The organism is Streptomyces sp. NPDC050508 (genome assembly GCF_040655155.1).
Taxonomy (GTDB): Bacteria; Actinomycetota; Actinomycetes; order Streptomycetales; family Streptomycetaceae; genus Streptomyces.
Map to the genome: position 1 here is coordinate 433,706 of NZ_JBFAJJ010000004.1, position 22,656 is coordinate 456,361.

General features: G+C 70.6%; 19 protein-coding genes and 1 pseudogene. 9 read left to right on the top strand and 11 right to left on the bottom strand.

All coding sequences use genetic code 11. The features are described from left to right. Positions 1-22 precede the first annotated feature (22 nt). Together AB0I69_RS14340 and AB0I69_RS14345 are read left to right on the top strand one after the other, a co-directional pair. A complete protein-coding gene (locus tag AB0I69_RS14340) occupies positions 23-1,654 on the top strand; it encodes a thiamine pyrophosphate-binding protein (protein WP_363095922.1) in 1,632 nt (543 codons plus the stop codon). A 97-nt stretch (positions 1,655-1,751) separates the two neighbouring features. Further along, positions 1,752-2,492, top strand: a complete 741-nt coding sequence (locus AB0I69_RS14345; protein ID WP_363095923.1) for an IclR family transcriptional regulator — start codon at positions 1,752-1,754, stop codon at positions 2,490-2,492. 15 nt (positions 2,493-2,507) lie between these two features. Here AB0I69_RS14345 and AB0I69_RS14350 read toward each other — a convergent pair whose 3' ends face one another. The 3 genes from AB0I69_RS14350 to AB0I69_RS14360 all read right to left on the bottom strand — a co-directional run bounded on the left by AB0I69_RS14350 (position 2,508) and on the right by AB0I69_RS14360 (position 6,191). Next, positions 2,508-3,983: a sugar ABC transporter ATP-binding protein gene (locus AB0I69_RS14350; RefSeq protein ID WP_363095924.1), complete on the bottom strand. Its 1,476-nt coding sequence runs from the start codon at positions 3,981-3,983 to the stop codon at positions 2,508-2,510. 1 nt (position 3,984) lies between these two features. Next, positions 3,985-5,052 (bottom strand): sugar ABC transporter substrate-binding protein, encoded by a 1,068-nt coding sequence (locus AB0I69_RS14355; protein WP_363095925.1) that lies wholly within the window; start codon positions 5,050-5,052, stop codon positions 3,985-3,987. Positions 5,053-5,120: 68 nt separating this feature from the next. Continuing rightward, positions 5,121-6,191 (bottom strand): ABC transporter permease, encoded by a 1,071-nt coding sequence (locus AB0I69_RS14360; protein ID WP_363095926.1) that lies wholly within the window; start codon positions 6,189-6,191, stop codon positions 5,121-5,123. Between the two features lie 135 nt (positions 6,192-6,326). On the opposite strand from AB0I69_RS14360, the gene AB0I69_RS14365 reads away from it, so the two are divergent. Further along, positions 6,327-7,052, top strand: a complete 726-nt coding sequence (locus AB0I69_RS14365; protein ID WP_363095927.1) for an SDR family oxidoreductase — start codon at positions 6,327-6,329, stop codon at positions 7,050-7,052. On the opposite strand, the gene AB0I69_RS14370 is transcribed toward AB0I69_RS14365, so the two are convergent. After that, complete coding sequence (locus tag AB0I69_RS14370; protein WP_363095928.1) at positions 7,038-7,769, bottom strand: MerR family transcriptional regulator; 732 nt, start codon at positions 7,767-7,769, stop codon at positions 7,038-7,040. The genes AB0I69_RS14365 and AB0I69_RS14370 overlap by 15 nt on opposite strands. Positions 7,770-7,849: 80 nt before the next feature. Between AB0I69_RS14370 and AB0I69_RS14375 the strand changes: the two genes are divergently transcribed. Then, positions 7,850-8,212, top strand: a complete 363-nt coding sequence (locus AB0I69_RS14375; protein ID WP_363095929.1) for an Appr-1-p processing protein — start codon at positions 7,850-7,852, stop codon at positions 8,210-8,212. A 122-nt stretch (positions 8,213-8,334) separates the two neighbouring features. On the opposite strand, the gene AB0I69_RS14380 is transcribed toward AB0I69_RS14375, so the two are convergent. After that, positions 8,335-9,828 carry a M1 family metallopeptidase gene (locus AB0I69_RS14380; RefSeq protein WP_363095930.1) on the bottom strand — a complete coding sequence of 498 codons (1,494 nt, stop codon included), beginning with the start codon at positions 9,826-9,828 and terminating at the stop codon, positions 8,335-8,337. Between the two features lie 193 nt (positions 9,829-10,021). Between AB0I69_RS14380 and AB0I69_RS14385 the strand changes: the two genes are divergently transcribed. Then, positions 10,022-11,971 (top strand): Xaa-Pro dipeptidyl-peptidase, encoded by a 1,950-nt coding sequence (locus AB0I69_RS14385; RefSeq protein WP_363095931.1) that lies wholly within the window; start codon positions 10,022-10,024, stop codon positions 11,969-11,971. Between the two features lie 112 nt (positions 11,972-12,083). Here AB0I69_RS14385 and AB0I69_RS14390 read toward each other — a convergent pair whose 3' ends face one another. Next, positions 12,084-13,037, bottom strand: a complete 954-nt coding sequence (locus AB0I69_RS14390; RefSeq protein ID WP_363095932.1) for an FAD-dependent oxidoreductase — start codon at positions 13,035-13,037, stop codon at positions 12,084-12,086. Between the two features lie 66 nt (positions 13,038-13,103). Here AB0I69_RS14390 and AB0I69_RS14395 point away from each other — a divergent pair, with 66 nt between their 5' ends. Beyond that, on the top strand, positions 13,104-14,129 hold the full coding sequence (locus AB0I69_RS14395) for an oxidoreductase (protein ID WP_363095933.1): 1,026 nt from the start codon (positions 13,104-13,106) through the stop codon (positions 14,127-14,129). A gap of 48 nt (positions 14,130-14,177) precedes the next feature. After that, positions 14,178-15,821 carry an ABC-F family ATP-binding cassette domain-containing protein gene (locus AB0I69_RS14400; protein ID WP_363095934.1) on the top strand — a complete coding sequence of 548 codons (1,644 nt, stop codon included), beginning with the start codon at positions 14,178-14,180 and terminating at the stop codon, positions 15,819-15,821. Here AB0I69_RS14400 and AB0I69_RS14405 read toward each other — a convergent pair. The 3 genes from AB0I69_RS14405 to AB0I69_RS14415 all read right to left on the bottom strand — a co-directional run bounded on the left by AB0I69_RS14405 (position 15,818) and on the right by AB0I69_RS14415 (position 19,921). After that, on the bottom strand, positions 15,818-16,405 hold the full coding sequence (locus AB0I69_RS14405; protein ID WP_363095935.1) for a DinB family protein: 588 nt from the start codon (positions 16,403-16,405) through the stop codon (positions 15,818-15,820). The genes AB0I69_RS14400 and AB0I69_RS14405 overlap by 4 nt on opposite strands. A gap of 159 nt (positions 16,406-16,564) precedes the next feature. Then, on the bottom strand, positions 16,565-18,958 hold the full coding sequence (locus tag AB0I69_RS14410; RefSeq protein ID WP_363095936.1) for a Tex family protein: 2,394 nt from the start codon (positions 18,956-18,958) through the stop codon (positions 16,565-16,567). Between the two features lie 93 nt (positions 18,959-19,051). Next, positions 19,052-19,921 carry a hypothetical protein gene (locus AB0I69_RS14415; protein WP_363095937.1) on the bottom strand — a complete coding sequence of 290 codons (870 nt, stop codon included), beginning with the start codon at positions 19,919-19,921 and terminating at the stop codon, positions 19,052-19,054. A 50-nt stretch (positions 19,922-19,971) separates the two neighbouring features. Here AB0I69_RS14415 and AB0I69_RS14420 point away from each other — a divergent pair. Continuing rightward, a pseudogene (locus tag AB0I69_RS14420) lies at positions 19,972-20,413 on the top strand (DJ-1/PfpI family protein); the annotation flags it as partial. 136 nt (positions 20,414-20,549) lie between these two features. Here AB0I69_RS14420 and AB0I69_RS14425 read toward each other — a convergent pair. After that, positions 20,550-21,323, bottom strand: a complete 774-nt coding sequence (locus AB0I69_RS14425) for an enoyl-CoA hydratase/isomerase family protein (protein WP_363095938.1) — start codon at positions 21,321-21,323, stop codon at positions 20,550-20,552. Between the two features lie 204 nt (positions 21,324-21,527). On the opposite strand from AB0I69_RS14425, the gene AB0I69_RS14430 reads away from it, so the two are divergent. Next, entirely contained in the window at positions 21,528-22,049 is a 522-nt protein-coding gene (locus tag AB0I69_RS14430; protein WP_363096145.1) for an ATP-binding protein, read from the top strand. A gap of 9 nt (positions 22,050-22,058) precedes the next feature. Here the strand turns inward: AB0I69_RS14430 and idi are convergent, their stop codons facing one another. Then, positions 22,059-22,652: an isopentenyl-diphosphate Delta-isomerase gene (gene idi, locus AB0I69_RS14435; protein ID WP_363095939.1), complete on the bottom strand. Its 594-nt coding sequence runs from the start codon at positions 22,650-22,652 to the stop codon at positions 22,059-22,061. Positions 22,653-22,656: the final 4 nt, after the last annotated feature.

Consider the following 22,656-nt stretch of genomic DNA (forward strand, 5'->3'; position numbering starts at 1 on the left):
TCCTGTCCCCCGAGGAGCCCCCATGGGTCACCGTCCCGCCCTCGCCTTCCTCGACATCCTGCGCGGCGAGGGCGTGGACCGGATCTTCGGCAACCCCGGCACCACCGAACTCCCGTTCCTGGCCGCCCTGTCGGCGACCGAGGACGCCCCCGAGTACGTCCTCGGCGTCCACGAGGGCGCCGTCGTCTCCATGGCCGACGGCTACGCGCGCGGTACCGGCCGCCCCGCCTTCGTCAGCCTGCACATCGCCGCCGGACTCGCCAACGGCCTCATCGGCCTCCTCAACGCCCGCCGTTCACGCACCCCGCTCGTCGTCACGGCCGGCCAGCAGGACCGCCGCCACCTCCAGCAGGACCCCATGCTCTCCGGCGACCTGCTCGGCCTCGCGACCCCCGCGGTGAAGGCGACGTACGACATCCAGCACGCCCGCGACCTGCCCCTCGCCCTGCGCCGCGCCTTCGCCCTTTCCCAACGGCCGCCTGCCGGGCCGGTGTTCCTGTCCCTCCCCATGGACCTGCTCGCCGAGGACACCGAGATCGAGGTCCCCGCCCGCACCGCATCGCCCAGGCCGACTCCCGCCGCCGGACTCGACCGGGCTGCCGTATTGCTCGGCCGCGCCGCGCGCCCCGTGATCGTCGCCGGGGACGGAGTGGGCCGCGAGGACGCGGTGGCCGAGCTCGTCCGCACGGCGGAGGCCTGCGGCGCGACCGTCCACCACCAGCCGATGGCCGACTGCCTCAACTTCCCTGCCACGCACCCCCTTTACGCCGGGATGCTGCCACCCCGCCACGACGCGATCCGGGCCGCCCTCGCCTCGTACGACACCGTCCTGATCGTCGGAGCCCACGCCTTCACGCCCCACCACTACAGCCCCGGGCCCGCCCTGCCGCCCGGTATCACCGTCGTCCAACTCGACTCGGACGCCGACGAGGTCGGCCGCAACTTCCCCGCCGACCTCGGGCTCGTCGGCTCGCTCGCACCCTCGCTCCAGCGGCTCGCCGAACTGCTGCGTGAGCAGGTGCCCGACCACACCGCCAAGGCCCGCATGCTGCGCGCCGGCGAACGGCACACCGCCGAACGCAACCGCGCCGAGTCCGCGGCCCGCGCCGCCTACTCGGCGGCACCGCTCGCACCCTGGGCCGCCGCTCACGCCGTCGCGCGAGGTCTGCCGCCGGACGCCGTGGTCGTCGAAGAGGCCATCACCGTGGGCCTGTTGCTCCGTCGGCTGCTACGCCTCGACCGCCCCGGCAGCTACACCCACACCGTCGGCGGCGGACTGGGCTGGGGCATCGGCGCCGCCGTCGGCCGCTCGCTCGCCGAACCCCGGCGGCCGGTCGTCTCGGTCCTCGGGGACGGCTGCGCACTGTTCGGACTCCAGGGCCTGTGGAGCGCGGCGCGGCAGCAAGTGCCGGTGCTGTTCGTGGTGATGGGCAACGGCAGTTACCGCACGCTTCAGGACACCTACGGGGCCATGGGCGGCCGGGGTGTCTGCCCCGGCACCGAACTGGGGGCACTGGACTTCACGCGGGCGGCACAATTCTTCGGGGTCGACGCGGTGCGGGCGGACAGCGCGGAACACCTGGGGGAACTGGTCGCCGGGGTGGGCGAGTTGTCCCGCCCGATGCTGGTGGACGTACCGCTGCGGACGTCGTGACGCGGCGACCTCGTGGAGGTACCGCTTCGGTTGCGGTTCCTGACTCACCGTCACCCACACCTTGTCACCCGCGCCCGCGAGCGACCACCATCGGTCCATGACGGACGGGCCGCTGCCGAAGTCGGTGCTCGCACGCGGGGTGTTGCTGCTCCGCGCCTGCGGCGACGCCGGGACCGCGCTCTCCCTCGCCGAACTGGCCCTGCGCACAGGGCTGCCCAAGCCCACGGCGCACCGGTTGATCGGCGAACTGGTCCGTCTCGGCCTGGTGGACCGCACCGCCGAGGGCAGTTACCGCATCGGGCTCGCTCTCTTCGTCCTCGGCCAATCGTCGCCTTCCGTACGGGAGTTGCGGGACGTGGCGCTGCCCTACCTGGGAGATCTGCACGAGGCGACCCACGAGAACGTGCACCTGGCCGTCCCGGACGGCACCGACACCCTCTTCCTGGAGAAGATCACCGGCCACCGCGCCACCCCGATCGTCTCCCGCACCGGAGGCCGCCTCCCCGCCCACTGCACCGCCACCGGCAAGGTCTTCCTCGCCCAGGACCCACGCCCGCCCCACCGCACCCTGCCCCGCCTCACGCCGCGCACCCTGGTCCTCCCCGGCCAGCTCGCCCGCGACCTCGCCCGCACCCGGGCCCGCGGCTACGGCGTCAACCTGGAGGAGGCCGAGATCGGCATCTCCGCCGTTGCGGCCCCCGTCTACGCCCATGACTTCGGCCCCCGCCCGATCGCCGCGATCTCCGTCACGGGCGGTACGCGCCGCTTGGACGTGGACCGCATCGGGGCACGGCTGTGCGCGGCGGCGCGGGCGATCACGCGGAGCCTGTCAGTCTGACGCCCGCGGAGCCTGTCACTCTGACGCCGCCACCTCCGGCCGCTGCATCGCCACCGCCAGCCCGTGCTCCGTCAACCGCTCTCCACGCACCTCCTCGGTGACCCGCCCGCGCACGAACACCAGCACCCGGTCACAGATCTCCGTCAGCTCCGCGAGGTCGGTCGACGCGACCAGGACGGCCGCACCGCCCGCCGCCAACTCGCCCACGATGCGGTGCATTTCGGCGCGTACGCCGACGTCGACACCCCGGGTCGGATCGTCCAGGACGACGATCTTCGGTTCGGTCGCCAGCCACTTGGCGAAGACGACCTTCTGCTGGTTGCCGCCGGACAACCGGGCGACCTGGTCGTACGGCCCGCCGCGCAGCCGCAGCCGCCCGGTCAACTCGGCCGTGCGGCGCACCAGTTCGGAGCGGGCGGGGGCGATCCCGCCCCGGCCCAGCGCCAGCCAGCTGACCGCCGTGGTGTTCTCCCACACCGTACGGTCCACCATCAGCCCGTACCGTTTGCGATCGCTCGGCACAAAGGCGACGCCCGCGCGCACCGCGCCTCGCAACGAGCGCGGCAGACCCCGGCCGCCGACATCGACCCGGCCCGAGGAGATCGCCGTACGCCCGCACACGACCGCCAACGCGTCGAGATGGCCCGCCCCTTGCAGCCCGGCGACCCCGACCACCTCACCCGCCCGCACGGTGAAGGTCACGTCGGTCAGCCGCCCGTCCACGTTCACCTCGGACAGCACCACGGGCGGCGGCCGGTCGGCGGCCAAGGACCGGGCCCGGCGCGGTGGTTGCTCCGGCCGGCCGCCCAGCATCGCCGACACCAGTTCCGGCACATCGACCTCGGCCCGCTCCGCACCCGCCAGCGCGACCCGCCCGTCCCGCAGCACCGTCACGCGCTGCGCGAAGCGCATCACCTCGTCCAGGAAGTGGGAGACGTACAGGACGGCGATGCCCCGGTCCGTCAGCGTGCGCAGGACGCCTTCGAGGCGGTCGACGGCGGCGGCAGGGAGTGCCGACGTGGGCTCGTCGAGGATCAGCAGCTTGGGGCGTCGTAGCAGAGCCCGGGCGATCTCCGTCAACTGCTGATCCGCGAGGGGGAGTTCGCCCAGTTCGGTGCGGGGGTCCACTTCCAGGCCGAGTTCGGCGAGGACCGGCCGGGCCGCTCGGTCCATGGCGCTCCGGTCCAACAGGCCCAGACGCAGGGGCGGGTGGTGCGGGAAGAGGTTCTCGCGCACGGTGAGGTCCGGGAAGAGGCTCAACTCCTGGGAGACGACGGCGATCCGGGCGTCCCTGGCCGACCGCACCGTCCCCGCGTCCGCGGCCAGCGTCCCCGACAGGATGCGCACCAGCGTGGACTTCCCGGCACCGTTCTCACCGACCAGCGCGTGCACCTCGCCACCGCGCAGCCGGATCGACGCGCCGTCCAACGCCCGTACCCCGCCGTAGGACTTGACCAGCTCCTCCGCCACGAGGATGTCGTCGTGAGCCATCTCAGCGCGCGTCCTTCAAGGGCTTGAGGTTGGCCGCCTGGTCGCCGAGCAGCTTGTCGATCGTCGGCTTGTACCAGTCGTACGCCGCCTGCGCCGACTTCTGCCGGGCGATGATCTCGTCGATGTTCGAGGAGTCGACGACCCCGCCGGGGGACAGGAACCAACCGTCCGGCAGCTTGCCCTTCTTGTCGCGCACGGCCGCGATCAGCATCGCCGTGGACAGATAGCCCTTCAGGAAGTGCTGCGGGTCGATGGTGACGAAGTTGGAGCCGTCCTTCACGGCGTCCAGAGTCTTCGGGTCGACGTCGAAGCCGGCCGTCAGCCACTTGCCGTTCTCCGCCTTCTTGATCTTGGCGAGGTTGTAACTGTCGGCGTCACCGACACCGAGGAAGGCCAGCGCGTCCGGGTGCGCGTTCACCTGCGCCGACCAGGAGCTGTAGTTCTGGCCGGGATCGCTGTACGTCTGGAAGGGGCCGAGGATCTTGACGCCGGGCGCCTCCTTCTTGAACGTGTCGGAGATCCCCTTCGCGCGGTTGTCGAGCACGGGCGTCCCCGGGTTGGGCACTCCGATCACGACCTGCCCCTTCGGGTTGCTGCCGAGCCGCTTCAGCGCCTCCTTCGCCATCAGCTCGCCGAGCGCGTAATTGTCGTTGCCCACATAGAAGTTGACCTTGCTGCCGTCGGTGGGGGAGGTGTCCAGGGCGACGATCGGGACGCCCTGGTCGACGGCGCGTGCGGCGGGCCGGGTGAAGATCGGCGGATCGAGGTTCTCCAGCACGATGCCGTCCTTGGCGACGGCGGTGAGGTTCTGGAACAGCTGCACCTCGGCGGGCCCGTCCGTGTTGGGCGGCCCTACGGCCTTGAAGTCGACCTTCCCCGCGTGGCTCGCCGCGCTCTGCGCGCCCAGCACCATCTCGTGGGCGAAGTTCAGGGAGATGTTGGCGACCGAAATCCCCATCTCCAGCTTGCCGTTCTTGCCGCCGGAGCCTCCGCCGCTGCCGCAGCCTGCGGTGGCCAGCAGGACCAGGGCGCCGAGCGCCGCGGACCAGGTACGCGAACGGGAGTGCATCACGGCCTCCAAAAGGCTGGACCACAGGGGGACTTGACCACGGGGGACATGGACGACGGGGGAGGACTTCACCTGCGACGGCGTCCGGTGCGGCGCAGCGCGCTGTCGGCCGCGACGGCGACGAGGATCACCCCGCCGGTCGCGAACGACGTCCAGTTGATGGGCACTTCGAAGAACACCAGGCCGGAGGCGACGACCGACAGAATCATCGCCCCGGCCACCGCGCCGACCACCGAGCCGCGGCCCCCGGCCAGCGGAGTGCCGCCGATGATGCACGCGGCGATCGCCTGCAACTCGTAGCCCTGGCCCAGAGTCGGATCGCCGGCGCCGTAGAACGCGAGCGCGAGCGAGGCGGCGCAGGCCGTGGTCAGGCCGGACAGGGCCAGCGCCTGGATACGGGTGCGGACGACCGGGATGCCGCTGAACGCGGCGGCGTCGGGGTTGGACCCGATCGCCCGCACCCGGGCCCCGAAGCGCGTCCGGGACAGCACGACCGACAGCACGACGATCACGGCGAGCAGCACCCACAGCGCGAACGGCACCCCGCCCGGATCACCGCCCGCGAACGTGAAGAACGAGTCGTTCAGCGGGAGATCGGTGATCTGCTTGCCGTCCGCCAACGCCAGCCCCACACCCCGGAAGAGCATCAACGTGCCCAGCGTGACGATGAACGACGGCAGCGCCAGCAGCGTCGTCACCAGCGCGTTGAACACCCCCAGCACGATCCCGGTGACGAGCATCACCGGCACCGCCAGCCAGGGCGCGGTGCCGTCCCGGATCAACAACGCCCCGACTACCAGGCACATCGCGTAGGTCCCGCCCACGGACAGATCGACCTCGCGCATCGACAGCGCGAAGACCATGCCGCACGCCATCAGCGAGATGTAGACGGAGTTGTGGGCGGTGGAGAGGAGGTTGTTCGTGCCGAGGAAGTCCGGGTAGGGGATGCCGATTCCGGCGATCAGCAACCCCAGCACGAGCAGCACACCGAACTCGTCCCGGACCCACCGACGCGGCACCGGCTCCAACCCAAGCGCAGACGGCGTGAGTCGACGCCACCAGCGCGTCAACCGGCCCTGCCCGCCGCCCTGTTCGCGGGCGCGCTCGGCGTCGTCCACGGCACGCTCGGTCTCGGTCATCGGGCACGGCTCCCGTACGGCTGGTGCTGGGGTCGTCACGCAGGGTGGGCCCACCGGGCGTGAGCGGCAACCGAGGCGTTTCAGCGAGTGGAATGTGCTCTTGCCGGACGCCTGACGGGTCGTCACACTCGCCCCATGGAGACGCGTACCGCCCTGGTGACCGGAGCGGCACAGGGCCTCGGACAGGAGTTCGCCGTCGCGCTCGCCGGGCGCGGCTACCGGGTCGCCGGACTCGACCTCGTCCCGCAGCCGGAGACCGCCGAAAAGGTCCTGGACTACGTGGAGTTGATCGGCGACGTCACCGACGAGGACCAGATCCAGGGGGCGTTGGAACACGTCATCGACCGGTTCGGCACCCTGCACGTCCTGGTCAACAACGCCGGCGTCTACCCGGCACGCCCCTTCGAGGAGATCACACCCGAGGAGTGGCGCCGGGTCATGCGCGTCAACCTGGAGGCGCCGTTCCTGCTGACCCGCGCCGCCCTGCCGTATCTGAAGGCCGCCGGCCGGGGCCGTATCGTCAACATCGTCTCGGCGGCCGTCCTCACCGCACCGCCCACGATGGTGCCGTACGTCGCCTCGAAGATGGGCCTCATCGGCTTCACCAGGTCACTCGCCGCGGCGCTCGGACCGTACGACATCACCGTCAACGCGATCGCGCCCAGCATGGTGCGCACCGCGACGGCCGAGCGGACGGTCGGCGCGGACGGCGGCTTCGAGCACGTACGGGACCAGCAGGTGGTGCCAAGGACACAGCGGCCGTGCGACCTCGTCTCGACCCTGCTGTACGTGGTCGACGAGGGCAGCGGATTCCTGACCGGGCAGACGCTGAACGTGTCGGGCGGCTCAGCCTTCCTCTGACTCCCGCAACTCCTCCGACTCCTCCGGCTCCTTGAGCCACTCGCGGAGTTCCTCGCGCAGCGACCGCTGAAAGGCCGTCAGGAGGGCCTGCACCACGAGGGGTTGCATGTGCGCGGACAGCGACTTCACGTCCTGGGCCGCACGTTGGGAGACCTCCCCGCGGAACACCTGCGACAACTCGTGGGCCGCCGCACGGGAGTGCTCGATCAGTACGTTCCGCGACGCGAGGATCGCCTCCTGCGACACCGGTACGTCGAGCAGTCGCACGCCGAGCCGCAGCAGACCGGAGTCGACACGGTACGAGGCACCGTCGAGCCCGACCACGTTCATCGCGACGAGCCGCTCCACGTCCTCCTCGCTCAGCGCCCGGCCCGCCCGCCGGTCCAATTCCCGCCGGTCCAGGGTCTCCGTGCCGTCCGGCGCCCACGACGCCACCACCGCACGGTGGATCGCGAGGTCGTGCGCGCTGAGGTCAGGCGGCAACTGCTCCAGATAGCGCTCGATCGCGGCCAGCGTCATGCCCTGGTGCTGCAACTCCTCGATCAGCGCGAGCCGGGACAGGTGTTCCTGCCCGTAGTGCCCGACCCGCCGCGCTCCGATCACCGGCGGCGGAAGCAGCCCCTTGGTGCCGTAGAACCGGACTGTGCGGACCGTGGTACCGGCCCGCGCCGCGAGTTCGTCGATCGTGAGCGTCGGCTCCCCGGTGTCGGTCGTCATGTGCAGCAGTATCGCTGTCTCACCAACACTGTGAAACCACCGGAAGGCCGTTGTCAGTGGTGCCGCCTACGGTGGATGCCATGTCGGGGATCAACTATGTCCGGGGTGACGCGACCGTTCCGTCGGTCAAGGGCGTCAAGGTGATCGCGCATGTCTGCAACGACATCGGGGGCTGGGGAAGGGCTTCGTGCGTGTGGGTCGCCAACATGATCGGCCAGCGCGGGATACGCACGGGCAGCAAGGGCGTCCCCGTGCGCTACGAGGCGATCGACACGGCCCTGTCGCACCTGGCCGACAGGGCCGCCGAACTCGACGCCTCCGTCCACCTGCCCCGCATAGGGTGCGGCCTCGCGGGCGGCAAGTGGTCACGGGTCGAACCGCTCATCACCGAGCGGCTGGTGCGGCGGGGGATCGCGGTGACGGTGTACGACCACGGAGACTGAGAGGGAGGTTCATGAGCCGCCACGCCCACGCGGCCGGGAGAGCGCCCCTTTAGGGGCGCGGGGAACTGCGCGACCAGCCACCACGGACCCGCAGCCCCCACACCACCGAACCCGGCAGACGCTCAGTGCACGTCGTTCGTAGCCGCGATCTTCTTCCAAGACTTCGGCTGCACCGGAGCCACACCCGCACCGGCCCTCGCGATCGACGCGCTCCGCGCCGCCGGAGCCGCCGGCTTCGTGGGCTGGAACAGCCACGTGTCGAAGAGCGCGGAAAGCGACTTCCCCGACACCTGCTCGGCGTAAGCCCGGAAGTCCGCGACAGACGCGTTGCCGTACGCGTGCTCCTTCGGCCACCCCTTCAGAACGGCGAAGAACGCATCGTCACCGATCTCGTTCCGCAACGCCTGGATGGCCAACGCGCCCCGGTCGTAGACCGGAAGCTCGAACTGGTTCTCCGGACCGGGGTCACCCGGCGCGATCGTCCAGAACGCGTCGTCCGCCGGGTGCGAGGCGTAGACGTAGTCGGCGAGTTGCTGTGTCGTGCCCTCGCCCTCGTGCTCGGACCACAGCCACTGCGCGTACCGCGCGAAGCCCTCGTTGATCCAGATGTCCTTCCAGCCCTTCAGCGACACGTCGTCGCCGTACCACTGGTGCGCCAACTCATGTACGACGACAGAGGTGTTGGCGCCGTTCGCGAACTGCTTCTGGCTGTAGTAGACGCGAGTCTGGGTCTCCAGCGCATACCCGGTGGTCGTGTTGGGCACGTACCCGCCGGCGCTGCTGAAGGGATACGGCCCGAAGTAGCCGCTCAGCCAGTCGACGATCTCCCCGGTGCGTTCGACGCTCGCCCGCGCGGAGCCGTCGTTGTCGCCGAGATCCTTGCTGTACGCGTTGATGACAGGGACGCCACCCTCCGAGGTGCTGGTCGTGATGTCGAACTTGCCGAGCGCGAGCGTGGCCAGATAGGTGGCCTGCGGCTTGTTCTGGCGCCAGTTGTAGCGGGTCCAGCCGAGCTGCGAACTCGTCGACTGGAGCGTGCCGTTGGAGATGGCCTGGGTGCCGTTGGGCACCGCCACCGACACGTCGTAGGTCGCCTTGTCGCTCGGGTGGTCGTTGCTCGGGAACCACCACCACGCGGACTCGGGCTCGTCCGCCGCGACCGCGCCGTCCGGGGTGCGGTGCCAGGTGTTGAAGCCGTACGCGCTCTTCGTGGACGGCACCCCGCTGTAGCGGACCACGACCGTGATCGGCGTGCCCTTCGGCAGCAGAGTCTTCGGGGTGATCTCCAGCTCGTGCTGGCCGGAGGTCGCGAACGTCGCCGCGGCGCCGTTGACCCGGATCTCGCTCACGTCCAGCAGAAAGTCGAGGTTGAAGCGGGACAGATCCTGCGTGGTCTTCGCGAGGATCGTCGCTGTGCCCGCCAACTCGTCCGTCGCGGGCTGGTATTGAAGCCTGAGGTCGTAGTGCGAGACGTCGTATCCGCCGTTGCCGTAGAACGGGTAATAGGGGTCTCCGATGCCCGGAGCGCCGGGGGAGTAGCTTGCCGCCGATGCCGGGATCGCCAGCAGGACGGAGGCTGCCGCGAGTGCGCCCGGCGCGATGAGTCTGCGGTGCACGAGAACTCCAAGTCGTAGGGCTCCACGAGAAGCCGGGGAGCCGTGGGGGTCCACGAAGTCTGTACGGAGCCTATTCACCCCCTGTGTTCCCACGCCTGTCCACGGCACCTCCTGTCACACGATCGCCATTCGGCCGTCACGAGCCGCCGAGTGCCCCTTCCTGCACGGGAGTTGACCGATGTACCGTCCGCGCATGCCGAAACGCACGCGCTTCACGATCTGGAGATCGCTCGCGACGGCGGCCATTGCCGCCCTCCTGGCCACCTTCCTCACCCCGGCAGTGGCCCAGAGCGCCCCGCAGGAAAGCCAACCCGTCTACTCCTACGCGAACGCCATCCGCGAGGCCGTCTGGGTGGACACCGGACTCGACGGCGACGGAGACGGGAAGGCGGACCGGGTGGCCGTCGACATCGTCCGGCCGAGCGAACCCGCCCGACAGGGCCGAAAAGTACCCGTCATCATGGACGCCAGCCCCTACTACTCCTGCTGCGGACGCGGCAACGAGAGCCAGCTGAAGACGTACGACGCGAGCGGCAACGTTGTCCAGATGCCGCTGTTCTACGACAACTACTTCGTGCCCCGCGGCTACGCCTTCGTCGGCGTCGACCTCGCCGGCACCAACCGCTCCGACGGCTGCGTCGACGTCGGCGGTCGCTCCGACATCCAGTCCGCGAAGGCCGTCGTCGACTGGCTGAACGGACGCGCGAAGGCGTACACCACCCGCACCGGAAACGTCTCCTCGCAAGCGAGTTGGACCAACGGCAAGACCGGAATGATCGGCAAGAGCTGGGACGGCACCATCGCCAACGGCGTCGCCGCCACCGGCGTGAAGGGCCTGAAGACGATCGTCCCGATCAGCGCCATCTCCTCCTGGTACGACTACTACTTCGCCAAGGGCGCCCCGCTCTACGACTCCGGCCCCGACTGGCTGTCCAACGTGGTCGAGAGCGCCGACGCGCAGGCCAAGTGCGCCGCCGTCCAGCAGAGGATCGTCGACGGGGCTCCGCGCACCGGCGACTGGACGCCGTTCTGGACCGAACGCGACTACGTGAAGGACGCGAGCAAGGTCAGGGCCAGTGTGTTCCTCGTGCACGGCATGCAGGACCTCAACGTCCGCACCAAGAACTTCGGCCAGTGGTGGGACGCCCTCGCCAAGAACGGCGTCGACCGCAAGATCTGGCTCTCCCAGACCGGCCACGTCGACCCCTTCGACTACCGGCGCGGCGCCTGGGTCGACACCCTGCACCGCTGGTTCGACCACGAACTCCTCGGCTACGACAACGGAATCGACCGGCAGCCGATGGCCGACGTCGAGCGCCACCCGGACCAGTGGGTGACGTCGGCGACCTGGCCGCCGAGCGGCACCGCGACCACCACCCTCCACCCGGCGCAGGGCACACAGGCGGGCGTCGGCACCCTCGGCCTCGGCACGGGCGCGGGCACCGAGACGTTCACGGACAACCCGCAGGAGAGCGAGACGGACTGGGCAGCCGCGATCGACAAGTCGACTGCGGACAAGGCCGGTTTCGTCACCGGGCCCCTCACCAAAGACCTGCGGCTGTCGGGTTCCTCGAAGGTGACGATCACCGCGACGCCCACCACGTCCACGGCCCATCTCTCCGCCGTCCTGGTGGACTTGGGCCCCGACACCATCCGTGACTACGCCGACTCGGCCGAAGGCATCACCACGCTCACCAACCGCACCTGCTGGGGCGACAGCACGGCGGGCGACAGCGCCTGCTTCCTGGCAACTCAGGCCAAGACGACGGCAGTCGACTACACCGTCTTCAGCCGCGGCTGGGCCGACCTCGGCAACTACGCCTCCGACCTCAAGGGCGTACCGCTCACCCCGGGCAAGGCGTACACCATCACCCTCGACCTGGCCGCGACCGACCATGTCGTCCCGGCGGGCCACCGCCTCGCCCTGATCGTCGCGGGCACGGACAAGGACCTCATCGACCCGCCGTCCACGACCCCGACCCTCAGCCTGAACCTGTCCCGCACCTCGGCCCAACTCCCGCTCGTCGGCGGTGCGTCGGCGTTCGCGAAGGCCACGGCGGGCAGCAGGTCCACGACACCCACGGCCGAGACCCTCGACGGCGTACGCGCACCGCGCACCGCGCAGCGGGTCCCCGGCAACTGATCACCGGCTCCGGGTGGGGCGGCGGCGCGAGTGCGCTCCGCCGCCCCACCCCGAGCACGCCGATCGCCGACATCTCGTACAGGACTCGGCCGGAGCTTGCGCCGGCGATCGGTCAGGCCACCCCCGCCAGCGCCGCCGCCTCCCGCGCGCACCCCCACGCCGCCGTTATCCCCGCGCCACCGTGACCGTAGTTGTGCACCAACACCCGCCCGTCGCGCCGTACTTCACGCTCCAGGCGCACCGAGGGCCGCGTCGGCCGCAACCCCACCCGGTGCTCCAGCACCCGCGCCCCGGCGATCTCCGGCCGGATCGCCGCGCACCGGGCGATGATCGCCTCGGCGGTCGCGGGGTCGGGTGTCATCGACCAGGCGTCCTCCTCGGCCGTACCGCCGAGGATCAGCCCACCCGGCTGCGGGAGGAAGTACGTGGACGTGTCCGCCGCGTGGTTGACCGACGTCAGCCATGTCGTGATCCCCGGGTTCTCCACGATGACCAGCTGACCGCGCACGGGCCGCATCAGGGGATCCGGCACCAGGTCCAGGGAGTCCAGCCCCGTGCAGTTGACCACGACGGCCGCCGGAACCTCCCAGAGATCCGTCACCGACCGCTCCTCAACCGTCCCGCCCGCTTTCAGGAACCGCTCCCGCAGCCACGGCAGATGGGTCGACATGTCGATCAGCGGCAACCGCGCCCACAGCCCGCCGCCCGCGTACTCCTCGGCCCGCGCCGCCCGCAGCCCCGGCACCCGGGCCGCCCACGGCCCCAGCTCGTCCAGCCGCGTCTCACCCTGTACACCCTCGACCATGCGTACGCCCGTCTCCTCGGGCCACGCCGCCAACTCCTCGTACACGACGAGCGATTGGAGCGCCCACTCGCCGACGAGCGCCTCCGGCTCTATTCGGTACGGCCACCACAGCCCGCCCGCAACCGCCGAGGTCGTCAGCTCGACGGGCTCCCGCGTCCACACCCGGACACGGGCGCCGCGCTCGGCCAGCACGACGGCCGTCGTCAACCCGATGATGCCCCCGCCGACCACGATCACTTCGCCACGCCCGTTGCTCTCCATGCCGGGACGTTAGCGGAATATGTCATGCAGTGCTCATATGTCCATCGCTCTGGGGATACTCACACCATGTCTGCCGAATACGCGACCTTCGGCCTGGCACCGGCGATGCGTGCCGGTGAAGTCCTGGCGGACGGTGGCTACCAGGTGCACCGCGACTTCGTCGACTTCATCGTCGACGGACGTCCGCTGCTGTTCCAGCTCACCGACCTCGACGCCGTCTCCCCACTCGCCTCCGACGTCCCACCCGCGATCTTCACCGCACAGGTCCGCAGCCTCCTCCTGGAGGCGGACGCACCGCTGGAGGGCGGACGCCACATCATCTACGGCTGCCCCGAGTGCGCGGACCTGGCCTGCGGCGCCGTCACCGCAGTCATCCAGCGGGACGGCACCGACTACATCTGGCGGGACTTCGCCTGGCAGACCGACGGGCACGCCGACCTGGAGCGCAACGGCTACCACGGCATTGGGCCCTTCCGCTTCGCCGGAGCCGAGTACCGCGCGGCACTCGACTCCCTCATCGACAGCGCCGAGACCCCGGCCGCCAAACGCCGCGTCCTGCTGATCGGCGCCCGCGTCGCCGTCCTGGCCAAGCTCGCCGCAGCCCTCCGCGCCATCGGCATCGGCGCCGACATCACCGGCGACGCTACCCACGTCCCCGCCGACGAACTGCGCGGCTACGGCGCCGTGGCCTTCGGCCGGGCCGTCACCCAGGAGGAGCGTGCCGCTGTACGGGCCGCCTTCGACCGCGCCGGGGTGGAGGTGGCCCACGTCGACGGCCTCGCCCCCATCGTCCCGCTCCTCGTCGCCCAGATCGAGCACGCCCTGGACCGCCGCCCCGCCGAGCAGCACCGCCTGACCCGCCTGGTCGCCGCCGACGGCGAGGCGGGCATCGAGGTCACCTCCCCGTGCCGGGTGCGCGTGACGGCGTACCGTCTCGACCGCCTCTACCGCAGCCACACCCAGGAGGTCTTCGACGGCGTCCTGGAACCCGGCCGCCACCGCATCGCCCTGGACGCGAAGGCGGTGAAGGGCGAGTCCTTCGTCGTGGCCCGCACCACGGGGAGCGTGCTGGTGGAGGCGATGGCGCGCTGAATACCGCGGCGCGGGCGGGGAAGGGGACCGATTAGGATCGGCGGTCTGATGACTGCCACTCTCGTCGCCAAGAATCTCGCCGCCGGACACGGCGACCGCGCCCTCTTCACCGGGCTCGACCTCGTCGTCGCCCCCGGCGATGTGATCGGTCTTGTCGGTGCCAACGGCGCGGGCAAGTCCACCCTGCTCCGGATGCTCGCCGGGCTGCTGGCCCCCGAGGAGGGCGAGCTGCGTCTCTCCCCGCCGGCCGCGACCGTAGGACACCTCCCGCAGGAGCCGGAGCGGCGCCCGGGCGAGAGCGTGCGCGAGTTCCTGGCGCGCCGCACGGGAGTCGCCGAGGCGCAACGCACGATGGACGAGGCCACCCAGGCACTGGTGGACGGCGCTCCCGGCGCCGACGACGCCTACTCGACGAGCCTGGAACGCTGGCTCGACCTCGGCGGCGCCGACCTCGACGAGCGAGCCGAGGAGATCGCCGACACCCTCGGCCTGGCGATCGACCTCGACCAGCCGATGACGTCCCTGTCCGGCGGCCAGGCGGCGAGAGCGGGCCTGGCTTCGCTGCTGCTCTCCCGCTACGACGTCTTCCTGCTCGACGAGCCCACCAACGACCTGGACCTCGACGGCCTGGAGCGCCTCGAACGCTTCGTCTCCGGCCTGCGCGCCGGCACGGTCGTCGTGTCGCACGACCGGGAGTTCCTCACCCGCACGGTCACCAAGGTCCTCGAACTCGACCTGGCCCAGGGGGAGATCAACCTCTACGGCGGCGGCTACGAGGCCTACCTGGAGGAACGGGACGTGGCCCGCCGGCACGCCCGCGACGACTTCGAGGAGTACGCCGACAAGCGCTCCGCGCTCCAGGACCGCGCGCAGATGCAGCGCGGCTGGATGGACAAGGGCGTCAAGAACGCCCGCCGCAAGGCGAACAACGACAACGACAAGATCGGCCGCAAGTTCCGCAGCGAGGCCAGCGAGAAGCAGGCGGCGAAGGCCCGCCAGACCCAGCGCATGATCGAACGCCTCGATGTCGTCGAGGAGCCCCGCAAGGAGTGGGAACTGCGCATGGAGATCGCGTCCGCGCCCCGCTCCGGCGCGGTCGTCGCGACCCTGCGGGACGCGGAGGTACGGCGGGGCGACTTCAGCTTCGGCCCCGTGTCCCTGCAGATCGACTGGGCGGACCGGGTCGCCGTGACCGGCGCGAACGGCGCGGGCAAGTCGACCCTCCTGGGCGCGCTGCTCGGCCGTATCCCATTGGACGCGGGACAGGTTTCGCTCGGCTCGGGTGTCCTGGTCGGCGAGGTCGACCAGGCCCGGCAGCTGTTCCACGGCACGGAGTCCCTGCTCGACGCGTTCTGCGCGGCGGTACCGGACACCGAGCCCGCCGAAGTCCGCACACTGCTGGCCAAGTTCGGGCTCAAGGCGCACCACGTGATGCGTCCGGCGGGGACCCTGTCCCCGGGTGAGCGAACCCGTTCTGCGCTGGCCCTTCTCCAAGGCCGCGGGGTGAACCTCCTGGTCCTGGACGAGCCGACGAACCACCTGGACCTGCCGGCAATTGAGCAGTTGGAGTCGGCGCTCGATGCCTACGAGGGCACGCTGTTGTTGGTCACGCATGACCGCCGGATGCTGGACGCGGTGCAGGTGACGCGGCGGTTGGGGGTGGCGGACGGGAAGGTGACGGAGCAACGCTAGAGACCGCGCTCGGCTTCCTTCGCCGCCCGCTCCACCCGGTCCCGGTGCTCCGCCCACCAACTCGCGTCGCCGGGGGCCATGTTGTCGCCCCCGGCCCGCTGTCCCACCGACCCGTCGACGAGTTCTCGTACGACATCGGCGTGGCCGACGTGCCGGGATGTTTCGTAGATCATGTGGACGAGCGTGCGGTGCAGGGTGATGTCGTTGCCCCGCTCACCGGGAATCCGGCCGACCGTGTCCAGCGGCAGCGCCTCGATCGTCGCGTCCGAGTGCGCGCACACCCGCCGGTAGTCCCCGACGATCTGCTCACGCGTCTCGCCCGGCGTCGCCCACAGATCCGCGTTCGGCTCGGCGTCCCCCGCGATCCACAACTCCGGCGCGTCGACCGGCCGCCCGAACACCGTCCCGAAGTAGAACGCCTCGGCCCCGGCCAGATGCTTGACCAGCCCCAGCAGATTGGTACCGGTCGGCGTCATCGGCCGCCGGATGTCGTACTCCGACAGCCCTTCGAGCTTCCACAACAGTGCGTCACGGGAGTCCTGCAGAAAGACGCGCAGGTCGGCTTTGAAGTCCGGTGAGATCATGCCCCCAGTCTGTCGGCGAGATGATCGACGTCCACCCATTTTCGCTGCTCAGCGTTCATACCCCAGGGGCGCGGGGCTGAGTCGATATGCGGCTCCGCCGCGTGGGCGCGACCAGCCCCCACCGGCCCGCAGCTCCCCACCACCTGACCGGCGAAGCCGTCAGCGCTTGCCCTTCCTCCCCGGGTCCAACAATCCCGCCTTCCGCAGAGCATCAGCCATCGCACTGTTACCCGGCGGCGGAGCCGCCTGCCGCGACCCACCACCCTGGCCGCCCTGCCGCTGCTGCTGGCGCTGCTGAGGAGGACGCCCTCCGCTCCGCTGCCCGCGCTGGGCACCCCCACCCTGCTGTCCCCGCTCCCCGCCGGAGGCCGCCGCCTCGTCGTCCAGCCGCAGCGTCAGCGAGATCCGCTTGCGCGGGATGTCGACGTCGAGGACCTTCACCTTGACGATGTCACCCGGCTTCACCACGTCCCGCGGATCCTTGACGAACGTCTTCGACAGCGCGGAGACATGCGCAAGACCGTCCTGGTGGACACCGACGTCGATGAACGCCCCGAACGCGGCGACGTTCGTGACGACACCCTCCAGGACCATCCCGGGCGCCAGGTCGGAGATCTTCTCGACGCCGTCCTTGAAGGTGGCCGTCTTGAACGCGGGCCGCGGGTCGCGCCCCGGCTTCTCCAGCTCCTTCAGGATGTCGGTCACCGTCGGCAGACCGAACGTCTCGTCCACGAACTCGGTCGGCTTCAGCGAGCGCAGCACCGACGTGTTGCCGATCAGCGAGGCCACCTCGCTGCCCGCCGTCTTCACCATCCGCCGCACCACCGGGTACGCCTCGGGGTGCACGCTGGACGAGTCGAGCGGGTCGTCGCCACCCCGGATGCGGAGGAAGCCCGCACACTGCTCGTACGCCTTCGGGCCGAGCCGAGCGACGTTCTTCAGCTGGGTGCGCGACTTGAACGGGCCGTTGGCGTCACGGTGCGACACGATGTTCTCGGCGAGGCCGGAGGTGATGCCGGAGACGCGTGAAAGCAGCGGCGCGGAGGCCGTGTTGACGTCGACACCGACGCCGTTCACACAGTCCTCGACCACCGCGTCCAGCGAACGCGACAGCTTCACCTCGGACAGGTCGTGCTGGTACTGGCCGACACCGATCGACTTGGGGTCGATCTTCACCAACTCCGCAAGAGGGTCCTGGAGTCGGCGCGCGATGGAGACGGCTCCGCGCAACGACACGTCCATGTCGGGCAGTTCCGCCGAGGCGAACGCGGACGCCGAGTACACGGACGCGCCGGCCTCGGACACCATCACCTTGGTGAGGTTCAACTCCGGGTGCTTGGTGATGAGTTCACCGGCGAGCTTGTCGGTCTCGCGGGACGCCGTGCCGTTGCCGATCGCGACCAGCTCGACCGAGTGCTGGGCGGAGAGGCGGGCCAGCTTGGCGAGGGCGTCGTCCCACTTGTTGGCCGGGACGTGCGGGTAGATCACGTCCGTGGCCACGACCTTGCCGGTGGCGTCGACGACGGCGACCTTCACCCCCGTACGGAAACCGGGGTCGAGGCCCAGCGTCGCGCGCGTGCCGGCCGGGGCGGCGAGCAGCAGGTCACGCAGGTTCGAGGCGAAGACGTTGACCGCCTCGTCCTCGGCCGCCGTGCGCAACCGCAGCCGCAGGTCGATGCCGAGGTGCACGAGAATGCGGGTGCGCCAGGCCCAACGGACCGTGTCCTGAAGCCACTTGTCGCCGGGCCGGCCGCGGTCGAGGACCTGGAAGCGGTGGGCGACCATCCCCTCGTAGGAAGAAGGCCCCTCGGTGGCCTCCTCGGGCTCCAGGACGAGATCGAGGACGTCCTCCTTCTCGCCGCGCAGCATCGCGAGGATGCGGTGCGAGGGCAGCGCGGTGAACGGCTCAGAGAAGTCGAAGTAGTCGGCGAACTTGGCGCCCGCCTCCTCCTTGCCGTCCCGCACCTTCGCGGCGAGGCGCCCGCGCCCCCACATCCGCTCACGCAGCTCGCCGATCAGGTCGGCGTCCTCGGAGAACCGCTCGGTGAGGATCGCCCGGGCACCGTCCAGGGCGGCCTGTGGATCGGCGACACCCTTGTCGGCGTCGACGAACGCGGCAGCCGCGGCCAGCGGTTCCACGGACGGGTCGCCCAACAGCCCCTCCGCGAGCGGCTCCAGGCCGGCCTCACGCGCGATCTGGGCCTTCGTCCGCCGCTTGGGCTTGAAGGGCAGGTAGATGTCCTCAAGGCGCGCCTTGGTCTCGGCGGCCCGGATCTGCGCCTCCAACTCCTCGGTGAGCTTGCCCTGCTCACGCACCGATTCGAGGATCGCGGTCCGCCGCTCCTCCAGCTCCCGCAGATAACGCAACCGTTCCTCAAGCGTGCGCAGCTGCGCATCGTCGAGCATCTCGGTCGCTTCCTTGCGGTAGCGGGCGATGAAGGGCACCGTCGAACCGCCGTCGAGCAGCTCGACGGCAGCCTTCACCTGCCGCTCCCGTACGCCGAGCTCCTCGGCGATCCTGCCTTCGATGGACCCTACGAGGGGTGTCGTCACGCCCGTACCGCCTTCTCCACTGAGGTTGCGCGGCAATTGTGGCAGGTGACACCGACAGTCGGGGATCAGGGCGCTGTCCTGCGGGTCCGATCCCTAGGCCTTGCCGACCAGATCCCGCGGAAACGCCCCGGCGGCGAGTGCGCGCCGCGCGAAGCCGGTCGCCAATTCGGTCAGTCGTACGACGCCTTCGGCCCCCAGGTGCTGGTACGGCGCCCGGTCCAGCCGGTCGGTCTCCGCCTCGATCCCGGCGCGCAGCGCGATGCCCGCCTCCGTCAACTCGCCGTCCCCGTCGAGCAGCCCGCGCTCCCGGAGTCGTCCCGATGCGGCGTCCCACTCCTCCTGGTTCCATCCGCGCGTGCCGAACACCCACTTCGGGGTCATGCCCTTGCCGGTCGCGGTGTGGGTGACCACGGCCTCCAGACCGTCGAGTTCGGCGGACATCAGGACGGCCAGATGACCGTCGCCGCGGTGCTCGCGCAGCAGCGTGGCCGCGTGGAAGTACGCCAGATGCGGCTCATCGGGGACCGGCAGATCGGCGTAGGCGGCATACAGGGGCCGGGCGGAGCGTGTGCACGCCTCGGCGGCCCGCAGGGCCAGCCGTGCCGCCTCGGCCATCTCCTCCGACGCCACCACGTCGTCGCCCAGCAGGCGGCGCAGGGTGGCGTCGACGGCACGCGCGCGTGCGTGCAGGACCTGCTCCGGGGAGACGGTCTCCCACACGGCGGGTACATGTCGGGCCACGAGTTCGTACTTGTAGTTGTAGAAGGTCGCCGTCACCGTGCCAGGACCGACCGGTCCCATCGCCGCCGCGCGTACGGCGAAGTTGACGGCCTTGGAGTCCCTGACTCCGAGAGCCGACAGTTCCCGCCCCAGGTCGGGCGAGAAGTAGAGCGTGGCGTGCAGGGAGTTGAGCGCGTTGTGGCAGCGGCGCCCGGCACGGGGATCGACGGCGGCAGTAGTCATGACGACCACGTTACCGACTGGTCGGTACGGTCTCCAGGGGTGGGCACGGGATGGCAGGAAAGGTGGGGTGCCCGTCATTGCGGCCGTCACGAGGAACGCGAAGAATCGACGGCACGCGAACCGTGCTGGTGGTCCTGTTCGACGACGTCCAGAGCCTCGACGTCACCGGCCCCGGGGACCTGTCGCATCCGTACGGCCTCCCTGGACGGCGGCCCGGGGACCCGCGCCCCGGACCCGCGCGTGACCGACTGGCTGCGCGCGTACGGGCCGCGCGCCGAGCGGCTGGTCTCCGTGTGCACCGGGGCGATCCTGCTCGCCGAGGCGGGCCTCCTGGACTGTCGCCGGGCCACCACCTGCTGGGCGTACTGCGCCAAACTCGCCCGCGACCACCCCACCGTGACGGTCGACCCCGACCCGATCTACGTCCGTGACGGGCCCGTCTCCACCGCGGCCGATGTCTCCTCCGGCATCGACATGGGCCTCACCCTGCTCGGCCGGATCGCGGGCGACGAACACGCCCAGGTCATACACCTGTTGACCGAGTACGACCCGCAGCCGCCCTACGACGCGGGGTCCCCGCAGAAGGCGCCCGCGCACCTCGTCGAGAGGTTCCGCGCGAGCAGCCGCTTCATCCTGACGTAGTTTCTGACGCACTCCCTGATGCAGTCCAGGTGAAGCGCGGCGCGCGGCGCTCCAGGAACGCGGCGACGCCCTCCGCGGTGTCGCCGCTGCCGCGCACCTGCTCCGCCCAGTAACCGTCCCTGTCCGTACGCCCGTCGGCGAACTCCTTCGCCGCGGCCTGCGTCAACTGCGAGCGGGACACCAGCACCCGGGTGAACTCCGTGACCCGCTTGACGAGTTCGCCCTCGGGCAGCAGCTCGTCGACGAACCCGGTGCGCAGCGCCCGCTCCGCGTCGATCAACTCGCCCGAGAACAGCAGGTACTTGGCGGCCCCCGGACCCACCAGCGACACCAACCGCCGGGTGGCGGACGCCGGATACACGATCCCGAGCTTCGCCGGAGTCACCCCGAACAGCGCGCCCTCCTCGGCGAACCGCAGATCACAGGCCGCCGCCAACTGCGCACCGCCGCCCACGCAATGCCCCCGGATCGCAGCCAACGTCGGCTTCGGGAACGCCGCGAGAGCCTCCTCCGCGAGCACCGACAGCCCCTGCGCCTCACTCGCCGACTCCCGCAGCGTCGAGATGTCGGCCCCGGCGCAGAACGTCCCGCCCTCACCGGTCAGCACGAGCGCCCGTACGGCCGGATCGGCGGCCAGCGCGTCGAGCAGCGGCGGCAGCGAACGCCACATCTCGGCGGTCATCGCGTTGCGCTTGCCGGGGTGGTGGACGACGACGGTAGCGACCGAGTCGGTGACGTCGTGCAGCAGGTGGGGCTCCATGCGCCGGATGCTACGTACAACCGGAAGAGTTCGCGAAGTCGGCACGATCGGAACACGAGCGGTCCGACAGACGACCATATCGTGCGGAAGTGGTCGGAAGACGCCCGATACCTGCTGACTTCTGTTCAGGCGTCCGGGGTGGCGCGGGTCGGTGCCAACACTCGTCGTGTGGTGACAATCGAGCGCAAGGGTGGCGACCGGACGATGGAGAACCACGGGCGAGGGTCAGCCCCACGCCCAGAAGGCGGCAGAGACGATCCCCCGGATCCCGTCCCCGCCCCCGCCCCGCCGGACCCGCTGCCGTACGAAGGAGTCTGGCGGTTCACCGCCTCCGCCGTCGACGCCTCCGTCCCGCAGGCGCGACACGCCGTACGGGACCTGCTCTTCCGGCAGGGCGTGCCCCTCTCGGACGACCTGCTGCAGGGGCTGTTGCTGATCGTCTCCGAGCTGGTCACCAACGTGGTCCGGCACGCGGTGCTGCTGTCGCCGACCCTCGCCGTGGAGATCGCCGTCGGAGCCGAGTGGGTGCGGGTGTCCGTCGAGGACAACCACCCCTACCGCCCGACCGCCCTGGTGGCCGACCACGACGAGACCGGCGGTCGGGGACTGCTCCTGGTACGCGAGGTGACCCGGGAGGCGGGCGGCGTCTGCGACGTCGAGCACACGGCGAGCGGCGGCAAGGTGATCTGGGCCGCCCTGCCGCTCAAACCCGCGCAGGTGACGTAGCCGAGGAGGTCACCAGCCCGCGGACGGGCCCGTCAGCTCCCTGACCGCCGGACGGGCCGCGTCCAGGACCGTCATGAACCAGGACGAGAAGGTGTCCTTCGCGTGCCGCTCCGCCAGCTCGGCGGGGGTCACGAAAGCGGTCGTACCCACCTCCTCCGGGTCCGGCCGCAGCGGCGACTGCACCATGCCGACGAAGAGGTGGTTGTACTCCTGCTCCACCAGGCCCGAGTCCGGGTCCGGGTGGTTGTAGCGGACCGTGCCCGCCTCGGCGAGCAGCGACGGGGACACCCCCAGCTCCTCGTACGTCCGTCGGGCCGCCGCCGCGAAGGGCGCCTCGCCCGGGTAGGGGTGGCCGCAGCAGGTGTTGGACCACACGCCGGGGGAGTGGTACTTGCCGAGCGCCCGCTGCTGGAGCAGCAGCCGGCCCTGCTCGTCGAAGAGGAAGACGGAGAAGGCGCGGTGCAGCCGCCCCGGCGGCTGATGGGCGGCGAGCTTCTCCGCGGTGCCGATCGTCACGCCGTTCTCGTCGACCAGTTCGAGCAAGATCGCTTCAGCGTTGCCGTTCGACGAGTTGTGCGTCGCGGTGGCAGGTGTGATCGGCATACCC